17 protein-coding genes and 5 pseudogenes are annotated in these 24,713 nt (G+C 60.9%); 16 read left to right on the top strand and 6 right to left on the bottom strand.

The features are described from left to right. The first annotated feature begins 10 nt into the window (after window positions 1-10). Genes ABOC21_RS12690 through ABOC21_RS12675 form a run of 4 tightly spaced genes read left to right on the top strand, consistent with a single transcriptional unit; the run spans window position 11 to window position 3,109 of the window. Window positions 11-520, top strand: a complete 510-nt coding sequence (locus tag ABOC21_RS12690) for a GNAT family N-acetyltransferase (RefSeq protein WP_426814807.1) — start codon at window positions 11-13, stop codon at window positions 518-520. Between the two features lie 9 nt (window positions 521-529). Continuing rightward, window positions 530-1,456, top strand: coding sequence for an amino acid ABC transporter permease (locus ABOC21_RS12685; RefSeq protein WP_426814806.1), 927 nt, complete (start codon window positions 530-532; stop codon window positions 1,454-1,456). After that, complete coding sequence (locus tag ABOC21_RS12680) at window positions 1,440-2,219, top strand: amino acid ABC transporter ATP-binding protein (RefSeq protein WP_426814805.1); 780 nt, start codon at window positions 1,440-1,442, stop codon at window positions 2,217-2,219. Before ABOC21_RS12685 ends, ABOC21_RS12680 begins: the two co-directional genes overlap by 17 nt. Before the next feature lie 20 nt (window positions 2,220-2,239). Then, window positions 2,240-3,109, top strand: coding sequence for a transporter substrate-binding domain-containing protein (locus ABOC21_RS12675; RefSeq protein WP_426815483.1), 870 nt, complete (start codon window positions 2,240-2,242; stop codon window positions 3,107-3,109). Window positions 3,110-3,174: 65 nt separating this feature from the next. On the opposite strand, the gene ABOC21_RS12670 is transcribed toward ABOC21_RS12675, so the two are convergent. After that, on the bottom strand, window positions 3,175-4,485 hold the full coding sequence (locus ABOC21_RS12670; protein WP_426814804.1) for an MFS transporter: 1,311 nt from the start codon (window positions 4,483-4,485) through the stop codon (window positions 3,175-3,177). Between the two features lie 201 nt (window positions 4,486-4,686). Beyond that, window positions 4,687-5,884, bottom strand: a pseudogene (locus ABOC21_RS12665) (L-talarate/galactarate dehydratase). A gap of 304 nt (window positions 5,885-6,188) precedes the next feature. On the opposite strand from ABOC21_RS12665, the gene ABOC21_RS12660 reads away from it, so the two are divergent. The 3 genes and pseudogenes from ABOC21_RS12660 (at window position 6,189) to pptA (ending at window position 8,190) form a co-directional block, all read left to right on the top strand. Beyond that, on the top strand, window positions 6,189-7,193 hold the full coding sequence (locus ABOC21_RS12660; protein WP_426814803.1) for a LacI family DNA-binding transcriptional regulator: 1,005 nt from the start codon (window positions 6,189-6,191) through the stop codon (window positions 7,191-7,193). Window positions 7,194-7,271: 78 nt separating this feature from the next. Further along, window positions 7,272-7,890, top strand: a pseudogene (locus ABOC21_RS12655) (glutathione S-transferase family protein). Between the two features lie 69 nt (window positions 7,891-7,959). Beyond that, window positions 7,960-8,190 (top strand): tautomerase PptA, encoded by a 231-nt coding sequence (pptA, locus tag ABOC21_RS12650; RefSeq protein ID WP_426814802.1) that lies wholly within the window; start codon window positions 7,960-7,962, stop codon window positions 8,188-8,190. A gap of 42 nt (window positions 8,191-8,232) precedes the next feature. Here pptA and ABOC21_RS12645 read toward each other — a convergent pair whose 3' ends face one another. Then, the gene (locus ABOC21_RS12645; protein WP_426814801.1) at window positions 8,233-9,147 is read right to left on the bottom strand and encodes a LysR family transcriptional regulator; all 915 of its coding nucleotides are present in this window, start codon (window positions 9,145-9,147) and stop codon (window positions 8,233-8,235) included. Window positions 9,148-9,279: 132 nt separating this feature from the next. On the opposite strand from ABOC21_RS12645, the gene ABOC21_RS12640 reads away from it, so the two are divergent. From ABOC21_RS12640 to ABOC21_RS12630, 3 genes and pseudogenes are all read left to right on the top strand, one after another. Next, a complete protein-coding gene (locus tag ABOC21_RS12640) occupies window positions 9,280-10,590 on the top strand; it encodes an MFS transporter (RefSeq protein WP_426814800.1) in 1,311 nt (436 codons plus the stop codon). Between the two features lie 15 nt (window positions 10,591-10,605). Next, window positions 10,606-11,673, top strand: a complete 1,068-nt coding sequence (locus ABOC21_RS12635) for a tartrate dehydrogenase (protein WP_426814799.1) — start codon at window positions 10,606-10,608, stop codon at window positions 11,671-11,673. A 10-nt stretch (window positions 11,674-11,683) separates the two neighbouring features. Then, a pseudogene (locus ABOC21_RS12630) lies at window positions 11,684-12,948 on the top strand (glycerate kinase type-2 family protein). 129 nt (window positions 12,949-13,077) lie between these two features. Here ABOC21_RS12630 and ABOC21_RS12625 read toward each other — a convergent pair. Beyond that, a pseudogene (locus ABOC21_RS12625) lies at window positions 13,078-13,660 on the bottom strand (flavin reductase family protein). A gap of 211 nt (window positions 13,661-13,871) precedes the next feature. Between ABOC21_RS12625 and ABOC21_RS12620 the strand changes: the two are divergent. The 4 genes from ABOC21_RS12620 to nhoA all read left to right on the top strand — a co-directional run bounded on the left by ABOC21_RS12620 (window position 13,872) and on the right by nhoA (window position 18,197). Then, window positions 13,872-14,576 carry an ABC transporter ATP-binding protein gene (locus ABOC21_RS12620; RefSeq protein ID WP_426815482.1) on the top strand — a complete coding sequence of 235 codons (705 nt, stop codon included), beginning with the start codon at window positions 13,872-13,874 and terminating at the stop codon, window positions 14,574-14,576. Next, on the top strand, window positions 14,573-15,541 hold the full coding sequence (locus ABOC21_RS12615) for an ABC transporter substrate-binding protein (RefSeq protein ID WP_426814798.1): 969 nt from the start codon (window positions 14,573-14,575) through the stop codon (window positions 15,539-15,541). The genes ABOC21_RS12620 and ABOC21_RS12615 overlap by 4 nt, the downstream gene beginning before the upstream one ends. A 78-nt stretch (window positions 15,542-15,619) precedes the next feature. After that, on the top strand, window positions 15,620-17,272 hold the full coding sequence (locus ABOC21_RS12610; RefSeq protein ID WP_426814797.1) for an ABC transporter permease: 1,653 nt from the start codon (window positions 15,620-15,622) through the stop codon (window positions 17,270-17,272). A gap of 79 nt (window positions 17,273-17,351) precedes the next feature. Beyond that, a complete protein-coding gene (gene nhoA / locus ABOC21_RS12605; protein ID WP_426814796.1) occupies window positions 17,352-18,197 on the top strand; it encodes an N-hydroxyarylamine O-acetyltransferase in 846 nt (281 codons plus the stop codon). A 79-nt stretch (window positions 18,198-18,276) separates the two neighbouring features. On the opposite strand, the pseudogene ABOC21_RS12600 reads toward nhoA, so the two are convergent. Beyond that, window positions 18,277-18,865, bottom strand: a pseudogene (locus ABOC21_RS12600) (TetR family transcriptional regulator). A gap of 120 nt (window positions 18,866-18,985) precedes the next feature. On the opposite strand from ABOC21_RS12600, the gene ABOC21_RS12595 reads away from it, so the two are divergent. Beyond that, window positions 18,986-20,485 carry a SmvA family efflux MFS transporter gene (locus tag ABOC21_RS12595; protein ID WP_426814795.1) on the top strand — a complete coding sequence of 500 codons (1,500 nt, stop codon included), beginning with the start codon at window positions 18,986-18,988 and terminating at the stop codon, window positions 20,483-20,485. Window positions 20,486-20,561: 76 nt separating this feature from the next. On the opposite strand, the gene yddG is transcribed toward ABOC21_RS12595, so the two are convergent. Further along, window positions 20,562-21,440 carry an aromatic amino acid DMT transporter YddG gene (yddG, locus tag ABOC21_RS12590; protein ID WP_426814794.1) on the bottom strand — a complete coding sequence of 293 codons (879 nt, stop codon included), beginning with the start codon at window positions 21,438-21,440 and terminating at the stop codon, window positions 20,562-20,564. A 225-nt stretch (window positions 21,441-21,665) separates the two neighbouring features. Between yddG and fdnG the strand changes: the two genes are divergently transcribed. Then, a complete protein-coding gene (fdnG, locus tag ABOC21_RS12585) occupies window positions 21,666-24,713 on the top strand; it encodes a formate dehydrogenase-N subunit alpha (protein ID WP_426814793.1) in 3,048 nt (1,015 codons plus the stop codon).

Raw genomic sequence — 24,713 nt, 5'->3', positions numbered from 1 at the left:
AGGAGTCAGTATGAGCGACATATTCCGCGATGTTTCACCCGAAGCCCCCGAGCTGCAGCCGGTTATTGACGGCCTGTTTGCCGAGTATGCTTCGCGCTACGGGGACTATTTTTCCCGCGATGCCGAAGTTGAGCTAACCGAATGGTATCTGGCGCCGCAGGGGCTGTTTATCGTCCTCGAGCGCGAGGGCGAGATTATCGCCACCGGCGCCTATAAGCCGAAGGACGCCAATACCGCCGAAATTAAGCGTATCTGGGCCCATCACGCGCTGCGCCAGCAGGGGCTGGCGGCGAAGGTGGTGCGGGAGCTGGAGCGCCGGGCGGTGCTGGTGGGCTACAGCCATATCTACCTGACCACCGGCTTTCGCCAGCCGGAGGCGGTGAAGCTCTATCTAAGCCAGGGCTATGAGCCGCAGTTCGACCTCGAACGCGACCCGGAAGAGTACAGCCGGCCGCCCTATGACGGACGGCTGCGGTTTAACAAAGCGCTGGCGGTTAGCGCGCTTGGCCAGAGCGCCTGAGGAGCAGCGATGAAAACAGCAGAAACGATAAAAGTTATCCCGGCGCGCTATCCGCTGCGCGCCGTCGGCGCGGTGCTGGCGCTGCTGGTGCTGGCGGTGGTCGTGCAGTCGGTGGCCTTTAACCCGCGCTGGGAGTGGGCGGTGTTTGCGCGCTGGTTCTTTGACCCGGTGATCCTCGAAGGTCTCGGGCAAACGCTGCTGCTGACCCTGCTCGGCACCGTGCTGAGCGTGATTTTCGGCGGCCTGCTGGCGCTGGCCCGGCTCTCCTCTTCATGGCTGCTGAGCAGCCTCTCCTGGGGATATATCTGGCTGTTCCGCTCGCTGCCGCTGATCGTGGTGCTGATTATTCTCTACAACTTCTCCTATCTGTACGACACGCTCTCGCTCGGCATTCCGTTTACCGGCATCAGCTGGGGCAGCTATCAAACCATCAACGTGCTGGGGCAGTTTTCCACCGCGGTGGTTGGGCTGACGCTGGTGCAGAGCGCCTATACCGCGGAAATTATTCGCGGCGGCTTCCTCGGCGTCGATCACGGTCAGTATGAAGCGGCGGCGGCGCTTGGCCTGCCGGCGTGGCGGCGAACGCTGCGCATTATTCTGCCGCAGGCGCTGCGCACCATTTTACCCTCCGGCTTCAATGAAATTATCAGCCTCGCGAAAGGGACGGCGATGGTCTACGTCCTGGCGATGCCGGAGCTGTTTTACACCATCCAGATGATTTACAACCGCACCCAGGAAGTGATCCCTCTGCTGATGGTCGGGGCGGTGTGGTACCTGGCGATCACCAGCGTACTGTCGCTGATCCAATACCTGGTCGAACGCGCGCTGGCGCGCAGCGAGCGCCGCTCGGCGGTCAACAGCTCCCGCCGCAGCCGCCTTGCCGAACCCTCTCGTTCATCGCCGCCGCAGGAGCCCGTCCATGTCCAACTCTCATAACGGCCATATCTCGATCACCGGCGTCAGTAAATATTTTGGCCGCCATAAGGCGCTGGACGATGTCTCCCTTGAGATCGCGCCCGGCACGGTAACGGTGATCCTCGGGCCTTCCGGCTCGGGAAAATCCACCCTGCTGCGCGCCATTAACCACCTGGAGCGGGTTGATGAAGGCTTTATCCAAATCGATGGCGACTATATCGGCTATCGTCGCCAGGGCGACAGGCTGTACGAACTGAAGGAAAAAGAGATCCTCCGCCAGCGGGTGAACGTCGGCTACGTATTCCAAAACTTCAACCTGTTCCCGCACCTGACGGTGCTGGAAAATCTGATTGAGGCGCCGATTGCCCACAAGCGGGCCAGCCGCAAGGAGGCCATCGAGCAGGCCTACGATCTGCTAGATGTGGTGGGGCTGCGCAACAAAGCCGACGCCTGGTCGCGACATCTTTCCGGCGGTCAGCAGCAGCGTATTGCCATCGCGCGGGCGTTGGCCCTCAAGCCGCGGGTGATTCTGTTTGACGAACCGACCTCGGCGCTGGACCCGGAGCTGGTGGGCGAAGTGCTCGACGTTATCAAGAAGCTGGCGCGGTCCGGCACCACGCTGGTGGTGGTGACGCATGAGATTGGTTTTGCCCGCGAGGTCGCCGACCAGGTGGTCTTTATGGTCGATGGCAAAATCATTGAACAGGGCAGCAGCGATGAGGTCCTTAACCATCCGCAGCAGCAGCGTACGCGGCAATTTTTATCGAAGGTGCTTCCGGCATGAGAAAAGGACTTCTGGCGTTAATGATCGGCATTATCCCGGCGGGGGCGCAGGCGAAAATTGACCTGCGGGCCAACGAGCAGCCGCTGCCGGTGACGGTGGACAGACAGGCGATTGCGCAGATCCCGGCGAACTATCGCTTCGTTGAACCCGGGACGCTGACGGTGGCGATCTCGGCGCTGAATTCACCGCCGCTGGCGCTGCTGGCGAGCGATAACCGCACGCGTATCGGCAGCGATCCGGATATCGCCCGCCTGCTGGCCGGCAGCCTTGGGCTTAAGCTCCGGCTGGTGCCGACGGCGTGGGAGGACTGGCCGCTGGGCATCACCTCCGGGCGCTATGACGTGGCGCTGGTCAATATCGCGGTGACCGAGCAGCGCAAGCAGAAATTCGATTTCGCCACCTACCGCGTCGATTCGCTGGCCTTTTCGGTTAAATCGACCAGCCCGATAGCCAGGGTGAGCGGCGCGGCGGATCTTGCCGGACGGAAGGTGATCGTCGGGTCCGGCACCAATCAGGAGCGTATTCTGCTGGGCTGGAACGCCGAGAACCAAGCGGCGGGGCGCCAGCCGGCGCTGCCGGTGTACCTGACCGATGACGCCTCCGCTAATCTCTATATCCAGTCCGGACGCGCCGATGTGTTCTTTGGTCCGCAGTCGGTGGCGGCCTATAAAGCGGCGCTCACCGGCACGACCAAAGTCGTCGGACTGGGGCCGAAAAAGGCCTGGGTTGCCACCACCACCAAAAAGGGCAGCGGCCTGGTTTACGCGCTGCAGGCGGCGCTCGACGGGGCGATCGCCCGCGGCGAGTACCAGCAGGTGCTGGCGCGCTGGGGAGAACAGGGGGAGGAGGTGACTCAATCGCTGGTCAATCCGCCGGGGATTACCTACTAAAAAGCCGCTGTTTCGCAGGAGTGTGTTGCGAAACAGCGGGGGCGAATTCTCGCCAGGTTTGAGAATCAGGCCGTGTGAGGCGTTAGGTTGATACGATCCAGCGGCCCGACAATAAACAGATAGGAGAGCAGGCCGAGCACGCCCATCGAGCCGACATAGAGAATGGCATAATCAAACGAGTGGGTGTTGGCAATAATGATCCCAATGACCAACGGTGTGATGATGCTTGCGAGATTACCGCACATATTGAAGACTCCGCCGGCGATACCCAGCATCTCCTTCGGCGACGTATCGCTGAGGATGCACCAGCCGAGATTGCCAAAGCCTTTTGCAAAGAAGGCCAGGCTCATGGCGGCGATAACCACGGCCTCAGAAGCGGTATAGTTAGCGACGACGATGACGCAGGAGAGCAGCATGCCGCAGATAACGGGTATCTTGCGGGCCGCGGTCAGACTATGGCCGCGCTTAAGCAGCCAGTCGGAAAACAGCCCGCCGAGCAGACCGCCGATAAACCCGGCAATAGCTGGAATACTGGCGACAAAACCGACTTTCAGAATCGACATTCCCTTCGCCTGGTAAAGGTAGGTCGGGAACCAGGTCAGAAAGAACCAGGTAATGGAGGTGACGCAGAACTGGCCGATATAGACGCCGATCATCATGCGATTTACGCACACGCTTTTGATCTGCGCGAGGGTTAATTTCTGCTGCGTTTTTTGGCTGCCTAATTCCGGTTCGCCGCCGCCCTCACGAATATATTCAAGCTCCTGCTGGTTTATTTTCGGGTGATGTAGCGGGTCCTTAACCTTAACCAGCCAGAATGTCCCGAGGATCACCCCGATGGCGCCAATATAATAGAAGACATAGTGCCAGCTTAAATTATGCAGAATAATGGTCATTAGCGGCGTGATAATACCCAGCGAAATATACTGCGCCGCCTGATATACCGAGGTGACAAACCCGCGCTCTTTATTTGGGAACCACTGCACGCTGAGGCGGCTGTTGGCGGGAAAGGCCGGGGCCTCTATCGCGCCCATCATCAGGCGCAGAATAACCAGTACCACCAGCGGGCTGGCAAACAGGAAGATGGTCCCCTGAAACATAGTCACCACTGACCAGCCGATCAGCGCGCAGCCGTACACCAGCCGCGAGCCGTATTTATCCAGCAGCCAGCCGCCGGGGATTTGCATGATCACGTAAGAAATACCAAATACGGAAAAAGCCAAGCCCATAGCCTCCGGATCGAACCCGAGCTCTTTACTCATAATTGGCGCGACGACTGACAGCGTGGCGCGGTCAGCATAATTAAATACGGTGGCCAAAAAAAGAAATAATAAAATACCGTAGCGCACGTTGCTGCGTTTTAATTGTATATTCACTTTTCAACTCCGTTTCAGGGTTGGTGATGTGGGTACAGCAAGTCAGGGGCGGGAGGAGGGATGAAGGGGCTCCCGCCGGTCGTTAATAACCTATCCCCGGTCATGGGCTGACCGGACTACGGAATGGTGGGGAATTCGCTTATCCGCCAGCCCGGACCCGGCGCGTTCGCTTCCGGTCCGGGAAAATAGCCTGCACAAGCATCAGGGGCGCTGGCCAAACTCGCAGTCTGTGCTGGGTCCAGCGACGTGCCTGTTCGCTCAGGGTGAATCCCAGGCCGTGGCGTTCCGAAACCCACATCCGCCCGTCGCGCAGCTCTAGCTGCTCGTTAAACAGCGGGTTTAGCCACTCGAAGTGTTCCAGCCAGGGCTCGAGCGGGTAGGCGGCGGAGAGGTGCAGATGCACTTCCATCGCAAAATGCGGGGCCAGCTTGCGGCCATGCTTCGCCGCCAGATCCATAATCTTGAGGAAGGGGGAGATACCGCCGACGCGTGGGGCGTCCGGCTGCACGAAGTCGCAGGCGTTGCCGAGAATAAGCTGTTCGTGTTCGCGGAAGCTGGTCAACATCTCGCCGGTAGCAATCGGCGTATCCAGCGCGGCGGCCAGCTGCGCGTGGCCTTCGATATCGTAAGCGTCAAGCGGCTCCTCAATCCAGATCAGGTTAAACTGTTCCATTTTACGCCCCATGCGAATGGCGGTTTCCCGGTCCCACTGCTGGTTGGCGTCAACCATCAGAGGGAAATCCGGGCCCAGCGCTTCACGCACCGCCGTCAGGCGGTGGATATCCTCGGCGGTGTTCGGCTGGCCTACCTTGAGCTTGATCCCGCCGATGCCGTTTTCCCGCGAGATAGCGACATTTTTCAGTACCTGATCCAGCGGCGTGTGCAGGAAACCGCCGGAGGTGTTGTAGCACTGCACCGAATCGCGATGGGCGCCGAGCAGCTTCGCCAGCGGCAGCCCGGCGCGTTTGGCTTTCATATCCCACAGCGCAATATCAAGCGGAGAGATAGCCTGTACCGCCATGCCGCTGCGCCCGACGGAGGCGCCCGCCCACAGCAGTTTGGTATAGATCTTATCGATATCGCTGGGGTCTTCGCCGAGCAGGTTATCGGCAATCTCTTTGGCATGGGCGTAAATCCCCTGGCCTCCTGCGCGTTTGGAATAGCTAAAGCCTACCCCTTCGAAACCGTCGCGGGAGCGGATTTCGGCGATGATAATCGCGACTTCGGTCAATGGTTTTTGCCGCCCGGTGAGGACTTTGGCATCGCTGACCGGCGTGGCTAAGGGGAGAAAAGCCAGGGAGAGCTTAACGTGCTCTATGCGATCGCCGGTTTCGGCGGCGGTTTTGACGCCGGTGGTTTTGGCGTAGGTCACGGAGCTGGAATTGGCGCTTGCGGTCATGGCATGTTCCTTATCGGTTATATAATGTTTGCGCTAACATTTTTAATTCAGCTTTTGATTTTCGACCACAGGAGTGAGTTTAATTTGTACAAACGATCACAACTTTAGGTTATTAGTGGTAAAATTATGCAGGTAACATCACGATCCAAAAGAGTCTGTGAAATAGCACAATTATTAATGATAGCGATAACATTATATCTCTCAGGTTGTTGATTCTCATGCGGATGCGCGGGCGGGTGCTGGCAATTGGCTGGGGCATCATCAATAATGCCCACTGGCAACGACTCAATACAGGGGCTTAGTCGTGAAAAGCAGAAAACCGACGCGCGTGCCGACGCTGGATGATGTTGCCCGCGCGGCGGGGCTATCATCAATGACGGTCAGTCGGGCATTGAACACGCCGCAGCTGGTGCGGCCAAAAACGGTGGAAAAGGTGCTACAGGCGGTGCAGGCCACGGGCTATATTCCCAATGCGCTGGCCGGCGGATTGGCCTCTCGACGCAGCCGGCTGATTGCCGTCGTGGTTCCGCAAATCAACAACAATATGTTTGTCGATACCATCCAGGCGCTGAGCGATACCCTTGCGACGCGCGGCTACCATATGCTGCTGTGCGTGACGGGCTACAGTCGGGAGACCGAAACGGAGCTGGTGGCAACCCTGCTCTCCCGTCGCCCGGATGGCATCGTGCTGACCGGCATTCAGCATGCGCCGGCGTTAAAGAGAACCATCCTCAACGCCGCGATCCCGGTGGTGGAAATTTGGGATCTGACCCCGACGCCGCTGGATATGCTGGTGGGCTTTTCGCATGAAAAAGTTGGCGAGTCGATAGGTGAGTTTTTGCTGCAGAAGGGCTACCGGCACCCGGGGCTGCTGTGGGCAGGGGACGCGCGAGCGGCGCTGCGTAAGCAGGGCCTGTGCGCCCGGCTGGTCAAAGGCGGTATGCGCGATACGCATCAGGTGGAAGTACCGCTTCCGGCCTCGCTGGCGCTGGGGCGCAGCGGCCTGGCCCAGCTGCTTGACGCCGGCGAGTTCGATATTATCGTCTGCAGTTCCGATACCCTGGCGCAGGGGGCGATTATGGAGGCCGAAAACCGCGGCCTGCACGTGCCGAAGGATTTAGCGGTGATGGGCTTCGGCGATCTGGACTTTGCCGCCAGCAACCGACCGGCGATTACCACCGTGAGCGTCGATCGCCATGCGATTGGCGAACGCGCGGCAACGCTCCTCGCCGACCGCATTGAAGGCGTGGGGGAAGGGGAAGCAATCATCGATCTGGGCTATCATTTGCTGGAACGAGAGTCGGCGTAGGCACACCGTTAAATAGCACGCGACGGGCTTTTTTCCCGGCTTTCATCCGACACCCGAGGTTTACCGTGGAGGCCGAACATGATCACCGTCTATGGTGTATCGGGCTGGGGGTCGGCAATCAGCGAACTGATGCTGACGCTGGCTGAAATTCCGTATCACTTTGTTAACGTTGAAGGTTTTGATAAGCCCGGGCCGCAGCGCGACAGCCTGATGCAGATAAATCCGCTGTGTCAGGTACCGACCCTTAAGCTGGCGGACGGCTGCGTGATGAGCGAATCCGCCGCGATAGCCTTAACCATCCTCGACCAGCGGCCGGATCTCGCACCCGAGCCCGGAACGCCGCAGCGACATCAGTTTCAGCGTCTGCTGATTTGGCTGGTCGCCAACGTCTATCCCACTTTCACCTATGCGGATTACCCGGAGCGCTGGACGGCGGATGCCCCGCAGCAGCTGCGGGAAAACTGCGTGCACTATCGCCGGTCCCTCTACCTGTGGCTGGAGCAGCAGACTCGTCGCCGGGCCCTACGCGCTGGGCGAGCGGATAAGCCTCCTGGACTGCTATATCGCGGTTATGTACTCGTGGGGGCCGGGGCGGGAGTGGTTCGACGCCCACACGCCGAAATTTGCCGCCGTTGCGGATGCCGTCTATCAACGCGCCGAGCTGGAGCAGGCGCTGCGGCGCAACGAGCTGATTTAAAGCACAAAATGAAGACCGACGCGCCCGGGCTGTGGTAGCTTTATCGTTCTGACAATTAAGGAGTCTGCTATGCCGCATGTTGATATTAAGTGTTTTCCTCGCGAGCTGAATGATGAGCAAAAAGCGGCGCTGGCCGCCGATATCACCGCCGTACTGGTGCAGCACCTGAACAGTAAGGACAGCGCGGTGAGCGTGGCCCTGAAGCAGGTTGACCCGAGCGACTGGCAGCAGGTGTGGGACAGCGAAATCGCCCCGCAGATGGCGCAGCTGATTAAGAAACCCGGCTACAGCATGTCGTAAACCCTGTCCCGGAGGGCGGTATCGCGTCCGCCCATTTCCGGGCTATACCCCGGTGCCGATCTCGGCATATAGCTCAGGATGCGAAGCCAGGACGCGGAGCATCGCCGCGCGGACCTCATCCTCGGTCTCCTTGAGCCACATTGCAGCCAGCGGTAGTCCTGGACGCTTGTTCGCCTGCAGCGCGACAAACGTCACCCCGCTGACGGAAAAACGTTGACTCCATTGCGGCACAATCGCCAGGCCTAATCCGGCGGCGACCAGATTAATAATGGTCTGTTTCTCGTCGGCTACCTGCGTAATCGTCGGCTGTAGCCCCACGTCCTGGAATAAATTGATCGTTAAATCATAACTGTGCGGGCGGGAGCGGCGCTCCGGCACAATCATCGGCTCATCGGCCAGCTCCTCAATTCTGATGGCTGCGCGCGCCGCCAGCGGATGGTTAGCGGGCAGGGCAACGATGGCCGCTTCATAGCAAAGGAAGCGCTGTGCGAATGCCTCGTCGAAATGAACGGGAGGACGGACAAACGCGATATCCAGCCGCCCGCTCTTGAGCTTAGGCAGCAGGCTGACGGTTTTATCTTCATAAATTTGTACCTCAATGTGCGGATACTGGCGGCGAAAGTGCTGCAACAGTAACGGCACCAGCCCGATGGCCGCGCTATCGATGGCGCCCACCCGCAGCAGCCCCGGAGTACGTTGCGAATTTTGACGAAATTGCAACATAATGGCATCGGCGTGCGCCAGCAGTTTCCGCGCCTCTCCGCGGAGCATGACGCCGTTCTCCGTCAGCGCCACCCGCCGGGTGGAACGGGTGAACAGACGGGTGCCAAGCCCTTCTTCTAAAAGCCTAATTTGCCTGCCCAATGCTGACGGCAGCATATCCAGCCGCTGCGCGGCATGGCCGAAATGCAGGGTCTCCGTTACCGCCAGGAAACAGCGTAACTGGTGTAGCTCCATAGGGTCATCCTCTCGATTATTGCTTTTTTTTGTATAAACCTAAGCGAATGATCGTGCAACAAATCTCTGCATACTCATCACGACGGCAACAAGCCGCATACCCTACAAAATAATGACAGAGGATAACCTCACATGACCTGCGAACTCGAAACACGGGTGCTGCGCAAAATTACCTTGCGCATCGTACCCTTCATCATGCTGCTCTATTTCATCTCGTTTCTTGACCGCGTCAATATTGGTTTCGCGGCCCTGACCATGAACAGCGATCTCGGCTTTTCTCCTTCGGTATTTGGTTTCGGCGCCGGGATCTTTTTCCTCGGCTATTTTCTTTTCGAAGTCCCCTCAAATCTGATTTTGCACAAGGTCGGCGCACGTATCTGGATCGCCCGGGTGATGATCACCTGGGGGCTGGTCTCCGGAGCGATGGCGTTCGTGCAGGGCACCACCAGTTTCTACAGTCTGCGTTTTTTGCTCGGCGTGGCGGAAGCCGGTTTCTTTCCGGGGATCATTCTCTATTTAAGCTACTGGTTCCCCGCGCAAAAAAGGGCGCAGGTTACCGCAATCTTTATGGCGGCCGCGCCGATTTCCACCGCGCTGGGTTCGCCGGTCTCCGCGGCGCTGCTGGAGATGCATGGTCTGCTGGGGATGACCGGCTGGCAGTGGATGTTCCTGCTGGAGGCGGTACCGGCGGTGGTGCTTGGCGTGGTGGTGCTGTTCTGGTTAACCGACCGGCCGGAAAAAGCCCGCTGGCTGACGGAAGAGGAGCGCGGCTGGCTGACGGCGACGATGGCGGCAGAGCAGGCGCGTAAAGCGCCCGGCGGGCAGCACAGTATTCTCCGAGGGCTGCTGGATAAACGCGTCCTGGCGCTCTCGCTGGTCTATTTCGGCACCTCCGCCGGGCTCTATACCCTCGGGATCTGGTCGCCACAGATCATTAAAACCCTCGGTTTATCCGACCTGACCATCGGTTTCCTTAACGCCGTGCCCGCGGTCGTCGCAGTGGCGGCAATGGTGCTGTGGGCGCAGCATTCCGACAGAACCAACGAACGCAGCTGGCACGCGATCGCCGCCTGCCTGCTGGCTGCGGTGGGGCTGTGGTTTGCCGGTAATGCCGGAACGATACTTACCGTGCTGTGCGCCCTGACGCTGGTCAACTGCGGGATCAGCGCCGCTAAACCGCCGCTGTGGAGTATGCCTACCCTGTTTCTTTCCGGTTCCGCCGCCGCGGCCGGTATCGCCACGATCAACGCGATCGGCAATCTCGGCGGCTTTGTCGGCCCCTTTATGATTGGCCTGATTAAAGAACAGACCGGCAGTTTTACATGGGGATTGTACTTTGTTGCGGCCCTGCTGGTGATCTCTTCGGCGATCGTCTTTTTGCTGTCGGGGAACGCGCGTAACCGGCCCCTCGACGCGCCATTAACCCATCGTGAAAACCATTAATTGAAGGAACCTAATATGAAAAATTACGCTATCGCCGCTATTCCTGCTGACGGTATTGGCCCGGAAGTGATCTCCGCCGGCGTTGAGGTACTGCACGCCGTGGCAAAACGTCAGGGCGACATTCAGTTTTCAGTCCGTACCTTTGAGTGGGGGTCGGATTACTATAAAGCCCACGGCGTAATGATGCCTCAAGATGGTCTGCAGCAGTTAAAAGCGTTCGATGCGATTTACTTCGGCGCGGTGGGCGCGCCGGATGTCCCGGATCATATTACGCTCTGGGGGCTGCGCCTGCCGATATGCCAGGGCTTCGATCAGTATGCCAACGTCCGCCCCACGCGCATTTTGCCCGGCATTCAATCACCGCTGCGCCATGCCGAAGCGGGCACTCTGGATTGGGTCATCGTCCGCGAAAACTCGGAAGGTGAATACTCCGGCAACGGTGGCCGCACCCATCGCGGTCTGCCGGAGGAGGTGGGAACCGAAGTGGCGATTTTCACCCGCACCGGCGTCACCCGTATTATGCGCTATGCCTTCCAACTGGCGCAGAGCCGCCCGCGTAAACGGCTGACCGTGGTGACTAAATCGAACGCCCAGCGTCACGGAATGGTGCTGTGGGACGAAATTGCCGGCGAAGTGTCTCAGGAGTTCCCCGACGTGCAGTGGGATAAAATGCTGGTGGACGCGATGACCGTCCGCATGACGTTGCAGCCGCAATCGCTGGATACCATCGTGGCGACCAACCTGCACGCCGATATCCTTTCCGATCTGGCCGGCGCGCTGGCCGGAAGTCTGGGAGTCGCGCCTACGGCCAATATCGACCCACAGCGCCGTTTCCCGTCAATGTTTGAACCGATCCACGGCTCCGCCTTCGATATCACCGGCAAAGGTATCGCCAACCCGGTGGCCAGTTTCTGGACCGCCGCGCAGATGCTGGAGCATCTCGGCGAAGCCGCGGCGGCCCAGCGCCTTATGCGCGCGGTGGAACAGGTGTGCGCGGCGGGGATCGCAACCCCGGATGTCGGCGGCCAGGCCACCACTCGCGAAGTGACCGCGGCGGTGGTGCAGGCGATTCAGGCCAGCTAAAGGAGGCGCCATGAGCAACACGCGGATAGCCGATGAACTCAGGACGTTGTTTACCACCGCCGTGCGCAGCGCGGACCCGCATGCCGTTCTTCTGGCACAGACTGCCGGATAAACCGAGCGGGCGCTGCATTGTGGTCGGCGCCGGAAAGGCCAGCGCGGCGATGGCCGCTGCGCTGGAGGCCGCATGGCCGGACGTCGATATGCAGGGGGTGGTGGTAACGCGCTATGGTCATGCCGTGGCGACGCAGAAGATTCGCATCATTGAAGCCGCGCATCCGGTCTCGGACGCGATGAGCGAAATGGCCTCGATGCTGATGCTGGAGCAGGTGAAAAATCTCCGTGCCGATGACTGCGTTATCGCCCTGATTTCCGGCGGCGGGTCGGCGTTGCTGGCCCTGCCACGCCAGGGGATCACCCTGGCGGACAAGCAGGCGGTCAACCGCGCGTTGCTGCAAAGCGGGGCGACGATTACGGAAATGAACATCGTGCGTAAACAGCTCTCCGACATTAAAGGCGGTCGGCTGGCGCTGGCGGCGATGCCGGCGAAGGTAGTGACGCTGATCATCAGCGACGTGCCGGGGGACGAGCCGCAGGCCATCGCCTCCGGGCCAACGGTGGCGGATAGCAGCAGCCCGCAGGCGGCGCTGGAGATTGTGGCTCGCTATGGCCTCAAGCTGGCGCCGCCGGTGCTGGATAGCCTACATACTCCGCGCCCTGCGGTGACGGAGGCGGATATCCGCAGCGAGGTTCGCATGATTGCGACCCCTTCCGGCGCGCTGGAGGCGGCGGCGGAACGGGCACGCGCGCTGGGCTATACGCCGCTGATCCTCGGCGATGCGCTGGAGGGCGAGAGCGCGCAGCCTGGGAGTGGTGATGGCGGGGATTGCCCGGTCCGTGAAGTACCGCGGCTATCCGCTGCGTCCCCCGGCGGTGCTGCTGAGCGGCGGGGAAACGACGGTGACCATCGGTCCTGAGGGCGCGGGGAGGGGTGGGCGCAACAGCGAGTTTCTGCTGGCGCTGTCCTGCGCGCTGCAGGGCGAGGAGGGGATCTGGGCGCTGGCGGGCGACAGCGACGGTATCGACGGTACTGAGGATGCCGCGGGCGCCATCGTCACCCCGGATACGCTGACGCGCGCTCAGCAGGCCGGGCTGGATGCCAGGGCTATGCTGCACGCCCACGACAGCTACCGCTTTTTTGCCGCGCTGGATGATCTGGTGATTACCGGACCAACGTTGACCAACGTTAACGATATTCGGGCGATTATCATTACCTGATCCGGCGCTCCCTGGTCGCGGTGTTATCAGCGGCGATCAGGGAGCGTATCGGCCGCAAATAACACTCCAGGCCCCGGTAAATGCGGGCGCCGGCATCCGCATGCAGAGGCTCAGGAAAATTGACCCGCGCTACTCCTCCGGCATATTTGCCCGCACGTGCCGGCCGCTGGCGACAAAGTTGCCGGTGCCGAGATGATGCAGCGTATTGAGCTTATCATCGTCGAACTGCCAGCGTCCGGTGACGAAAACCCGCTCATCGGCGGCGGCGGAAACCACTTCGCCAAACAGAGTATCGTACTGCTCCTGGGCGGCGGTGGGCGGCAGCAGCCGACACTCCATCCACGCCAGACACTTCTCTTCAATCAGCGGCAGGCCGAGCTCGGGACCGTTAACCACCGGAATGCCGTAGGCGTTGAATTTATCCTCATCGCGTCCGCTGATGCTGCCGACCGCGTAGGTCCAGCCTGGCGGCGGCCACGCCCGGCACCACGATGCCGAAAGTCCCGTTACGCTCGACGATCTCCCGCGTCCAGGCGCTCTTATCGACCACGATGGCGACGCGGGGCGGCGCGAACTCCACCGGCATCGACCACGCGGCGGCCATCACGTTGCGGCGCCCGGATTGAGCGTCGTAGCTGGTTATCAGAATGGTGGGGCCGTGATTGAGCAGGCGGCTGGCGTACTGAAGTTCGACGTGGCGAAAGCGGCTCATATGCGTTCCTTGGTAAATGGGTCTGATGCCAGACAACAAGTTAAGCCGCAATGAAACTGTAATCAATACGTCATCCAGGCTCCCTATAGTTGGCGACACTAAGTCCCAAAGAGGATAACAACATGTTTGCTCCCCTGTATTTATCGCAGGTGGGCGCGGCCCGGCGGGTTTTGACCGCCGGTAGAGCATCGCTTTCCCAACGGGGAGGGCGATAATGCGCGCGCTTACCGGCATCAAGCTTGAGGGCGTTTCCTTCGCTTTCGGCGCCAACACCGTTCTCAATAATATCGATCTGCATATCGAAGCGGGCAGTATCGTCGCGCTGCTGGGGCCATCCGGCTGCGGCAAAAGCACGCTGCTGCGCCTGCTGGCCGGGCTCACCGTACCCGCCAGCGGCGAGATCCGCTTTGGCGACCGCCTGGTGGCGAAAGCCGGCTGGGGGATGGCCCCGGAGCAGCGCGATATCGGCATGGTTTTCCAGGATTACGCTCTGTGGCCGCATATGACCGTGGCGCAAAACATCGCCTTTCCGCTGCGCATGCGCGGGGTGCCTCGCAGCGAACGCCAGCAGCGGGTCAGCGCCGCGCTGGCGCGGGTCGGGCTTAGCGGCTTCGCCGAGCGTAAACCCTCCGGCCTCTCCGGCGGCCAGCAGCAGCGCGTCGCCCTGGCGCGGGCCATTGTCGCCGAACCCCGCGTGCTGCTGTTTGATGAACCCCTCTCTAACCTTGACAGCGAGCTGCGTGAGTCGCTGTGCATCGAGATGAGCCGCCTGCTGCGCCAGCTTGGCATTACCGCCGTCTACGTGACCCACGACCGCCGCGAAGCCGAGCTGCTGGCTGACCGTATTGTGCATTTATCGGCGGGCAGCGTCGCTGCCGTCCGCATTGTTACTTCATCCTCAGGGGAACCCGCATGAAATCCATTATGACCTTTAAGAAAGGAGCAGCGCTCGCGATGATGCTGTCGGCTACGATGATCTCCAGCGCCCACGCGCTAACCGTTTATACCGCCGGTCCGGGCACGCTGGCGAAAGGCCTCGCCAGCGGCTACGAAAAGAAAACCGGCGTCAAGGTCAATATTTTCCAGGCCACCACCGGTAAGGTGATGGCGCGCCTTGAAGCCGAGCAGGCCAACCCGCAGGCGGATGTGCTGATCTCCGCCTCGTGGGATACCGCGGAAGATCTCCACTCCCGCGGCTGGCTGCTGGCCTATCAAAGCGCCAACGCCGATAAGGTGCCGGCCAATTTGAAATCGGCTGACTACGTGGCGCAGGGCATTTCGGCGCTGGGGATCGTCTGGAACAGCAAAAGCGGCACGCCGGAACCGAAGGAGTGGCGCGACCTGACGGAAGCGGCGTTTAAGGACAAGGTGACCACCCCGGACCCGGCGCTGTCCGGCGCATCTCTGGATTTGCTGATCGGGCTGCAGAACGGTATGGGCGACCAGGCCTGGACCCTGTTCGATGAGCTGAAAAAGAACGGGATGGTGGTCAGCGGGCCGAATGCGCAGGCGGTGACGCCGGTGATGCAGGGCGCCAAAGCGGCGGTATTCGGCGCGGTGGACTACGTCTCTTACGGCAATATTAGCCAGGGCGAATCGCTGAAGGTGATTTTCCCGGCCAGCGGAACGGTGATTGCGCCGCGTCCGATGATGATCCTGAAAACCACCCAGCACGCTGACGATGCCAAAGCCTTTGTCGACTACGTCCTGTCGCCGGAAGGTCAGGCGATGGTGGCGGACGCCTGGCTGATGCCGGCGCGGTCCGACGTCCCGGCGAAGCGCCCGCTGCTGAACGAGCTGAAGGTTCTGCCGACCAGCGGCGACGGCAGCAGCGAACGCCGCGCGGTACTGACCCGCTTCAACACGCTCTTCGCGCAGTAATCTGCTTTCCCCCTTGCGGTGCCGGGCTGGCGTTGTTCCCGGCGCGGCGGGGGGATCCCTCGCTTGCAGGAACATACGGTGAATCAAAAACTCATTTCTGGCCTTACGCTGGCGGCGCTGCTGGTGCTGGTGGCGCTGCCGCTGTTTTTTATCGCCCTACAGGCGATATTTCCCCACTTCAGCGCCGGTTCGCTGGCCGGGGCGTTTAGCGGCGTCGCGACGCTGTTTGCCGATCCGCAGCTGCCGGCAATGCTCGGCGGCACCCTGTGGATCGCCTGCGGCGTGGCGCTGGTCAGCGTCGCCATCGGGCTGCCGCTCGGGGTGCTGCGCGGGTTGTTCAATCTGCCGCTGCCGCGCCTTTGGGATCTGCTGTTCTTAATTCCTTTTCTCACGCCGCCCTATATCGCCGCCCTGTCGTGGATGCTGGTGCTGCAGCGTAACGGCTATCTGCAGCAGCTCACCGGCTGGGATCTCAACGATCTGCTGTTCAGCCGTAGCGGAATCGTGCTAGTGATGGCGCTGAATATTTTCCCGGTGGTCTATTTTGCCGTCTCCCGCAGCCTGCTGGCCAGCGGGCAGCGGCTGGCTATCGTGGCGCGCGTGCACGGCGCCAGCGCCTGGCGCGCCTTCTGGCATATCACCTTGCCGATGCTCTCTCCGGCGCTGGCGGCGGGCATGCTGCTGGCGTTTACCCTGGCGATTGAGGAGTACGGCGTCCCCGCGGCGCTAGGCTCCCGCGCCGGGGTGGTGATGCTGACCGTCGGGATCGAGAAGAGGCTTGCCGACTGGCCCATCGATCTCAACGGCGCGTCGCTGCTCTCGCTGCTGCTGATCGCCGTCGCGCTGCTGGCATGGTGGCTGCAGCGCCGTTTGGTGGGGGATAAAGAAGTGACCAGCGTGACCGGCAAACCGGGTGAGAACAGCGGGGCGACGGCGGGCTGGTTTACCATCCCGGCGCTGCTGCTGATGGCGACGGTCGCCGGGCTGGCGGTGGCGGTGCCGGTGGCATCGACGGTGGTGACCAGCCTGATGGGCACGCTGTCGGGCGGAATCAGCGCGGATAATTTTACCTTTAACCACTTTACCGCGCTGTTTGACCAGCAGGGCGACGCGCTTTCGGCACTGGGGACCAGCCTTTCTCTGGCGCTGGCCTCGGCGCTGATTGTTGGCCTGCTGGGGCTGGTGGCGGCGTGGCTGGTGCTGATCCAAAAAATACGCGGTAGCGCGATTATCGATGCGCTGTCGCTGATGCCGGCGGCCCTGCCCGGCGTGGTGGTCGGGGTGGGGCTGATTCTGCTGTGGAACCGCCCGTTCTGGCCGGTTTCGCCCTATAACACCTGGTTTATGCTGCTGCTCTCCTACTGCTGCCTGCTGCTGCCGTGGCCGGTGCGCTACGTGGGCAGCGCGCTGCGCCAGCTCGGTAATAATCTGGAACCGGCGGCCAGGGTGCACGGCGCCTCGCCGCTGCGGGCGCTGCGCCTGATCGTCCTGCCGCTGGTGTTTCCGGCGCTGCTGGCGGCGTTGCTGATGGTGTTTGCGGTGGCTTCGCGGGAGCTGGTGACCTCTCTGCTGCTGGCTCCGGCGGGCACCCAGACCGTGGCGGTGTTTATCTGGCGTCAGTTTGAGCAGGGCTCGGCGGGACAGGGCATGGCGATGGCGACGCTGACCCTGCTGACCGGCCTGACGCTGATGCTGAGCGCCCTGGCGCTGATGCAGCGCAGCGCACGCTGAGCCTCGCGACCGCACAAAAATACCGGTGGGACGAAAAAAATACGCTATAAATGACGCACACCGATTGCTGGAGACATTGATGAGCCCATTTTTACGTGCCTATTTTTCTCGTCTGGGCTGGACGGGAACCCCGGATGCGTCGATTAACACCCTGCGGACGCTGCATATTCACCACAACAGCGCGATCCCGTTTGAGAACCTCGATGTTCTGCTGCCGCGGGAGATTCATCTCGACGATCGGTCGCTGGAGGAGAAGCTGATTAGCGCCCGCCGCGGCGGCTACTGCTTCGAGCAGAACGGCCTGTTTGAGCGGGCGTTGAGCGAGATTGGCTTTTCGGTACGCAGCCTGCTGGGCCGCGTGGTGCTGGCCAATCCGCCGCAGATGCCGCCGCGCACCCACCGCCTGCTGCTGGTGGAAGTTGAAGGCGAGCGCTGGATTGCCGACGTCGGCTTTGGCGGGCAGACCCTGACCGCGCCGATCAAGCTGCTGGCGGATGTTCCCCAGCAAACTCCGCACGGCACCTACCGTCTGCTGCATGAAGGCGAGAGCTGGACGCTGCAGTTCAGCCATCATGAGCACTGGCAGTCGATGTACCATTTCGATTTAGGCCGTCAGTTTGCCGCCGATTACGTGATGGGTAATTTCTGGTCGGCCCACTGGCCGCAGTCGCATTTCCGCCACCACCTGCTGCTGTGCCGCCACCTGGTTGACGGCGGGAAGATGACCTTAACCAACTTCCACTTCACCCACTGGGATAACGCTCGGGTGGTGGAGAAGGTCGATTTGCCCGACGTCGCCGCGCTGTATGAAACGCTGCAAACGCGTTTTGGCCTCGGCGTGACTGACGCGAAGCACGGCTTTAGCGAGGCGGAACTCGCGGCGGTGATGGCGGCCTTTGATACCCATCCGGAGGCGGGTAAATAGCGACGCCAGGTAAGCGCCGGCCTCGCTGCCGGCGCTAATCGCCCCTACGCGGAGTTGCGGGAGACGGAAGGCCAGGAGGTTATTCAGCAGGGCGCAATAGCTCCAGCGTTATATAATGGTTTATATATCGACTAAAGGTAGCGTCATCGATCTCTTTCATTCCCAGCGCGTAAATACCGTCCAGGCCGCAGACGAGGGCGATGAGCCGCCAGGCAATATTCTCCGCGCTATCGCCGGGGTGAAACTCCCCGGCCGCGGTGCCGCGCTGAATAATGTTGACCGTCTCTTCGTGCCACAGGTTCATAGTGAGCAGATAGGCCGCTTTGATATCGCTATCGCTGCTGGAAAGCAGGCTGCCCTTCGCGCCACAGGCGAATGTACGGCTCCAGTCGGCCATCTTCGCTGCCGAGCATCGAAAACAGACGCTCGTTCCAGCTTGCCGCGTCATCAACCAGCTGGATGGCCAGCATATCCCGAATCAGCTGGACGAAGGCGTGAGCCTTAAGCTCGCCGATGGAGCTGAAGTGGTGGTGCAGCTGCCCGGTGGCGACGCCGGCCTCGCTGGCTATCTGCCGGACGGTCATCGCGCCAAGGCCGCCGCGCAGGGCCACGCGCATCGCCGCCTGCAGGATAACTTCCCGCCGATCTTGCCGACTTAAATAGTTCATATTTTCCCGCCGCACAGTGGTTTTCATCGATGGTAACAAAAAGTTGGACAGTCGTTCAACAATCCGGCAGGATCGCAATCCTGGACAAGTGTCCAACTTCGTTAATTGAGGAAATGTAGTATGTCTCGGCAATGGTTAACGCTAATCGCGATTTTGCTGGTTTATCTGCCAGTAGCGATCGATGCCACGGTGCTGCACGTGGCGGCGCCAACGCTTAGCGTATCCTTGAGTACCAGCAGCAACGAGCTGCTGTGGATCATTGATATCTATTCTTTAGTGATGGCCGGCATGGTGCTGCCGATGGGCGCGCTGGGCGACAAAATTGGTTTTAAACGCCTGCTGCTGCTCGGCAGCGCAATTTTCGGCGTCGCATCGCTGGCGGCGGCCTTTTCCCCCAGCGCGATGGCGCTGATTGCCTCCCGGGCGCTGCTGGCCATCGGCGCCGCGATGATTGTCCCGGCGACGCTGGCCGGCATTCGTAACACCTTTGCCGAAGCCCGCCACCGCAATATGGCGCTGGGCCTGTGGGCGGCGATTGGCTCCGGCGGCGCGGCGTTCGGCCCGCTGGTGGGCGGAATGCTGCTGGAGCACTTCTACTGGGGTTCGGTATTCCTGCTCAACGTTCCCATCGTACTGGCGGTGATGGCCTTCAGCGCGCGGATGGTGCCTCGCCAGCCCGCCCGGCGCGAGCAGCCGCTGAATATGCTGCAAGCGCTGCTGCTGATTACGGCGATCCTGATGCTGGTCTTTAGCGCCAAAACGGCGCTGAAAGGGCAGCTTGAGCTGTGGATCAGCGGGCTGGTGGCCCTTGCCGGGGCGGGGATGCTGTTCTCCTTCGTGCGCCGGCAGCTCTCATCGACGAAGCCGATGGTCGATATGCGCCTCTTCACGCACCGCATTATTTTAAGCGGCGTGATGATGGCGATGACGGCGCTGATTACGCTGGTGGGTTTCGAACTACTGATGGCGCAGGAGCTGCAGTTTGTGCACGGTAAAACGCCGTTTGAGGCCGGGCTGTTTATGCTGCCGCTGATGGTGGCAAGCGGATTTAGCGGGCCGATCGCCGGGATGATGGTCTCGCGTCTCGGCCTGCGTCAGGTTGCCACCGGCGGGATGCTGCTGAGCGCGTTCAGCTTCCTCGGGTTGTCGCTGACCGACTTCAGCAGCCAGCCGTGGCTGGCGTGGGGGCTGATGACCCTGCTGGGCTTCAGCGTTGCCAGCGCGCTGCTGGCCTCCAGCGCGGCGATTATGGCCGCCGCGCCAAAAGAGAAGGCGGCGGCGGCGGGAGCGATTGAAACGATGGCCTACGAGCTCGGCGCCGGGCTGGGCATTGCGCTGTTTGGCCTGATCCTCACCCGCAGCTACAGCGCGTCGATTGTGCTGCCGACCGGCGTCGACGGCGGCGCGGCGGAGCAGGCCGCATCCTCTATCAGCGAGGCGATAAAGCTGGCCCAGTCGATGCCCGCCATTCCGGCCCATGCGCTGGTTGAGGCGGCCAAAACGGCGTTTATCAGCGCCCACAGTATCGTCCTGGCGACCGCCGGCGTCCTGCTGCTGCTGCTGGCGGTAGGGATCTGGCGCAGCCTGGCGAAAGCGCCGCCGGTGAATGAGGCTCTATAGCCGAAGAGAGAACCGCTGCGGCCCGGCGCCTGCCGCGCCGCAGGTACGCCAACGTTGAGCGCCGCCAGCGGGGTGGCTAGCGGCGGGTCGCATACCAGCAGAGCAGGGAGCCGGCGCATACCATGCCGGCGCCCTGCCAGAACGACCACGAGAGGGACGCGCTCAGCAGCACCGCCGCCAGCGCCGACGAGAGCACCGGCGTAAAGTACGATGCTGCCGCCAGCAGGCTGACGTTGCCGTGCAGAATTCCCACGTTCCACGCGGCATAGGCCAGCCCCAGCGCCACCGCGACCATCACCAGCTTGATAACCACCGGCCAGCTAAAGACCATTGGCGGCTGCGCGCTGAACAGGAATTTCAGCCACAGGGTCAGCGCCGTTAATAATACGAACAGGGTGATGCCGTTTTTGCCCTTCGCATATTTGGCGGTCACCGTGCAGTAGGCCGCCCAGATAAAGGCGCCGACGAACGCCAGAATATAGCTCAGGGGGCTGGAGACGACGTTACCGATAATTTCATCGCTATTCAGGCCGTGCTCGCCGCCTAATACCCAGACGACGCCAAACAGCGCAATAAATAAGCCGGGAATAACCAGCCAGGTGCTTTTCTGCTGATTAAAGAGAATGGCGAATAAAATCGTCAGGCTGGGCCACAGATAGTTGACCATACCCACTTCGATCGCCTGCTGGCGGGTGCCGGCAAAGCCCAGCGAAAGCGCGAGGCAGATTTCATAGCTGACGAACAGCAGGCTGCCGGCCAGTAAATAGGGGCGCGGGATCTGCCGCAGCTGCGGGAAACCGACGGTAAACACCAGCAAAATACCGCTCAGGCTATAGATCATTGCCGCGCCGCCCACCGGGCCTAACCCTTCGCTCACCCCGCGGATCAAACCGACCATCGTGCTCCACAGCACAATAGCCGCCAGCCCGGTTAATGTTGCCTTCTTCTTTTCCATTTTAAACCTGACGCCAATCCACATTCAGCTTCGATTTATAACACTTTTCTATTCCTCCGGACCGATATTTTCGCTGGTTTTTAATACCTTGGAGGTAATTAAACTCGCAAGGTCTGACTATTAAGGGGGCGAGCGTTTTCGACATTGATTTGACGCAATAAAAACAGGGTCATTGCTGTTAGTTTGCCCCCCGCAATGAACAAAATTCCTGCATGGAGAAAATCAATGGACGTCAGCCGCAGAAAGTTTTTCAAAATCTGCGCAGGCGGTATGGCCGGAACAACAGCTGCTGCCCTGGGTTTCGCACCCAAAACGGCGCTGGCTCAGGCGCGTAACTACAAGCTATTGCGCGCCAAAGAGATCCGCAACACCTGCACATACTGCTCCGTGGGCTGCGGGCTATTAATGTATAGCCTGGGCGACGGCGCGAAGAACGCGAAAGAAGCGATTTATCATATCGAAGGCGACCCGGATCATCCGGTGAGCCGCGGCGCGCTGTGCCCGAAAGGGGCCGGTCTGCTGGACTACGTGCACAGCGAAAACCGCCTGCGCTACCCGCAATATCGCGCGCCGGGTTCCGACCGATGGCAGCGTATTTCGTGGGATGTCGCCTTCGAGCGCATTGCCAAATTAATGAAAGCCGACCGTGACGCCAACTTTATTGAGAACAACGAGCAGGGCGTAACGGTTAACCGCTGGCTTTCCACCGGGATGCTGTGCGCATCCGCGGCGAGTAATGAAACCGGCATGCTGACGCAGAAGTTTGTGCGCTCTCTCGGCATGCTGGCGGTAGACAACCAGGCGCGCGTCTGACACGGACCAACGGTAGCAAGTCTTGCTCCAACATTTGGTCGCGGTGCGATGACCAACCACTGGGTGGATATCAAAAACGCCAACGTGGTGATGGTCATGGGCGGCAACGCCGCCGAAGCGCATCCGGTGGGATTCCGCTGGGCGTTAGAAGCGAAGAACAACAACGATGCGACGCTTATCGTCGTCGATCCGCGCTTTACGCGTACGGCATCGGTGGCCGATATCTATGCGCCGATCCGCTCGGGCACCGACATCACCTTCCTGTCTGGGGTGCTGCTGTACCTGATTGAAAACAACAAAATTAACGCCGAATACGTCAGGCACTACACCAACGCCAACCTGCTGGTGCGCGATGATTTTGCCTTCGATGGCGGCCTGTTCAGCGGCTATGACGCTGAAAAACGCCAGTACGATAAGTCCTCCTGGAACTACCAGTTTGATGAACACGGTTTTGCGAAACGCGATGAAACCCTGACCCACCCGCGCTGCGTCTGGAACCTGCTGAAACAGCACGTCTCCCGCTATACGCCGGACGTGGTGGAGAACATCTGCGGGACGCCGAAAGCGGACTTCCTCAAGGTGTGCGAAGTGCTGGCCTCCACCAGCGCGGCGGATCGCACCACCACCTTCCTCTACGCGCTGGGCTGGACGCAGCATACCGTCGGGGCGCAGAACATCCGCACTATGGCGATGATCCAGCTGCTGCTCGGCAATATGGGGATGGCGGGGGGCGGAGTGAACGCCCTGCGCGGACACTCCAATATCCAGGGGCTGACCGACCTTGGGCTGCTGTCGACCAACCTGAGCGGCTATCTGACGCTGCCGTCGGAAAAGCAGACGGATCTGCAAAGCTACCTGCAGGCCAACACGCCAAAAGCGACGCTGGATGAGCAGGTGAACTACTGGGGTAACTACCCTAAATTCTTCGTCAGCCTGATGAAATCCTTCTACGGCGACGCGGCGCGCAAAGAGAACGACTGGGGTTTTAACTGGTTACCGAAATGGGATCAGGCCTACGACGTCATCAAATACTTCAACATGATGGATAGCGGCAAAGTTAACGGCTACATCTGCCAGGGCTTTAACCCGGTGGCGTCCTTCCCGGACAAAAACAAGGTGGTGCGCAGCCTCAGCAAGCTGAAGTACATGGTGGTTATCGATCCGCTGGTCACCGAAACCTCCGTCTTCTGGCAGAACCACGGCGAGTCCAACGACGTCGACCCGGCGGCGATCCAGACCGAAGTCTTCCGCCTGCCGTCCACCTGCTTTGCCGAAGAGGATGGCTCCATCGCCAACTCCGGACGCTGGCTGCAGTGGCACTGGAAAGGCCAGGATGCGCCGGGCGAAGCGCGCAACGACGGCGAAATCCTCGCCGGTATCTACCACCGTCTGCGCGAAATGTACCGTGCCGAGGGCGGTAGGGGCGCCGAGCCGCTGCTGAACATGGGCTGGAACTACAAACGGCCGGACCACCCGGAATCGGAAGAGGTGGCGAAGGAGAACAACGGCTACGCGCTGGCGGATCTCTACGACGCCAGCGGCGCGCTGGTGGCGAAAAAAGGCCAGCTGCTTAGCAGCTTCGCGCAGCTGCGCGATGACGGTTCAACCTCATCCTCATGCTGGATTTATACCGGCAGCTGGACCGGGGAGGGCAACCAGATGGCCAACCGCGACAACGCCGACCCGTCGGGCCTTGGCAACACGCTGGGCTGGGCGTGGGCGTGGCCGCTGAATCGCCGCGTGCTCTATAACCGCGCGTCGGCGGATATCAACGGCAGGCCGTGGGATGCGAAACGGATGCTGATCCAGTGGAACGGCGCTAAGTGGGTCGGTAACGACATTCCGGACTTCAACACCGCGCCGCCGGGGAGCAAAACCGGTCCGTTTATCATGCAGCAGGAGGGCCTCGGCCGGCTGTTTGCGCTGGATAAGCTGGCGGAAGGTCCGTTCCCCGAGCACTACGAGCCGATGGAGACGCCGCTGGGCACCAACCCGCTGCACCCGAACGTTATCTCCAGTCCGGTGGTGCGTCTGTACGAAGAGGATGCCGTGCGCTTAGGTAAGAAAGAGAGGTTCCCGTACGTCGGCACCACCTATCGCCTGACCGAGCACTTCCACACCTGGACCAAGCACGCGCGGCTTAACGCCATCGCGCAGCCGGAACAGTTCGTCGAAATCAGCGAGGGGCTGGCGAAAGCCAAGGGGATTGCCAACGGCGATCGCGTGACGGTCAGCAGCATGCGCGGCTTTATTCGCGCGGTGGCGGTGGTGACCCGTCGCCTGCGGACCCTCAACGTCAACGGCCAGCAGGTGGAAACCGTCGGAATTCCGCTGCACTGGGGTTTTGAAGGGGTGGCCCGTAAGGGCTACATCGCCAATACCCTGACGCCGAACGTCGGCGATTCCAACTCGCAAACGCCGGAGTATAAGGCGTTTCTGGTCAACATCGAGAAAGCGTAA

Source organism: Klebsiella sp. WOUb02, from assembly GCF_050058015.1.
Lineage (GTDB): Bacteria > Pseudomonadota > Gammaproteobacteria > Enterobacterales > Enterobacteriaceae > Klebsiella.
The sequence above is the reverse complement of the archived record's forward strand: the minus strand, read 5'-3'. Positions and strand labels throughout refer to the sequence as shown.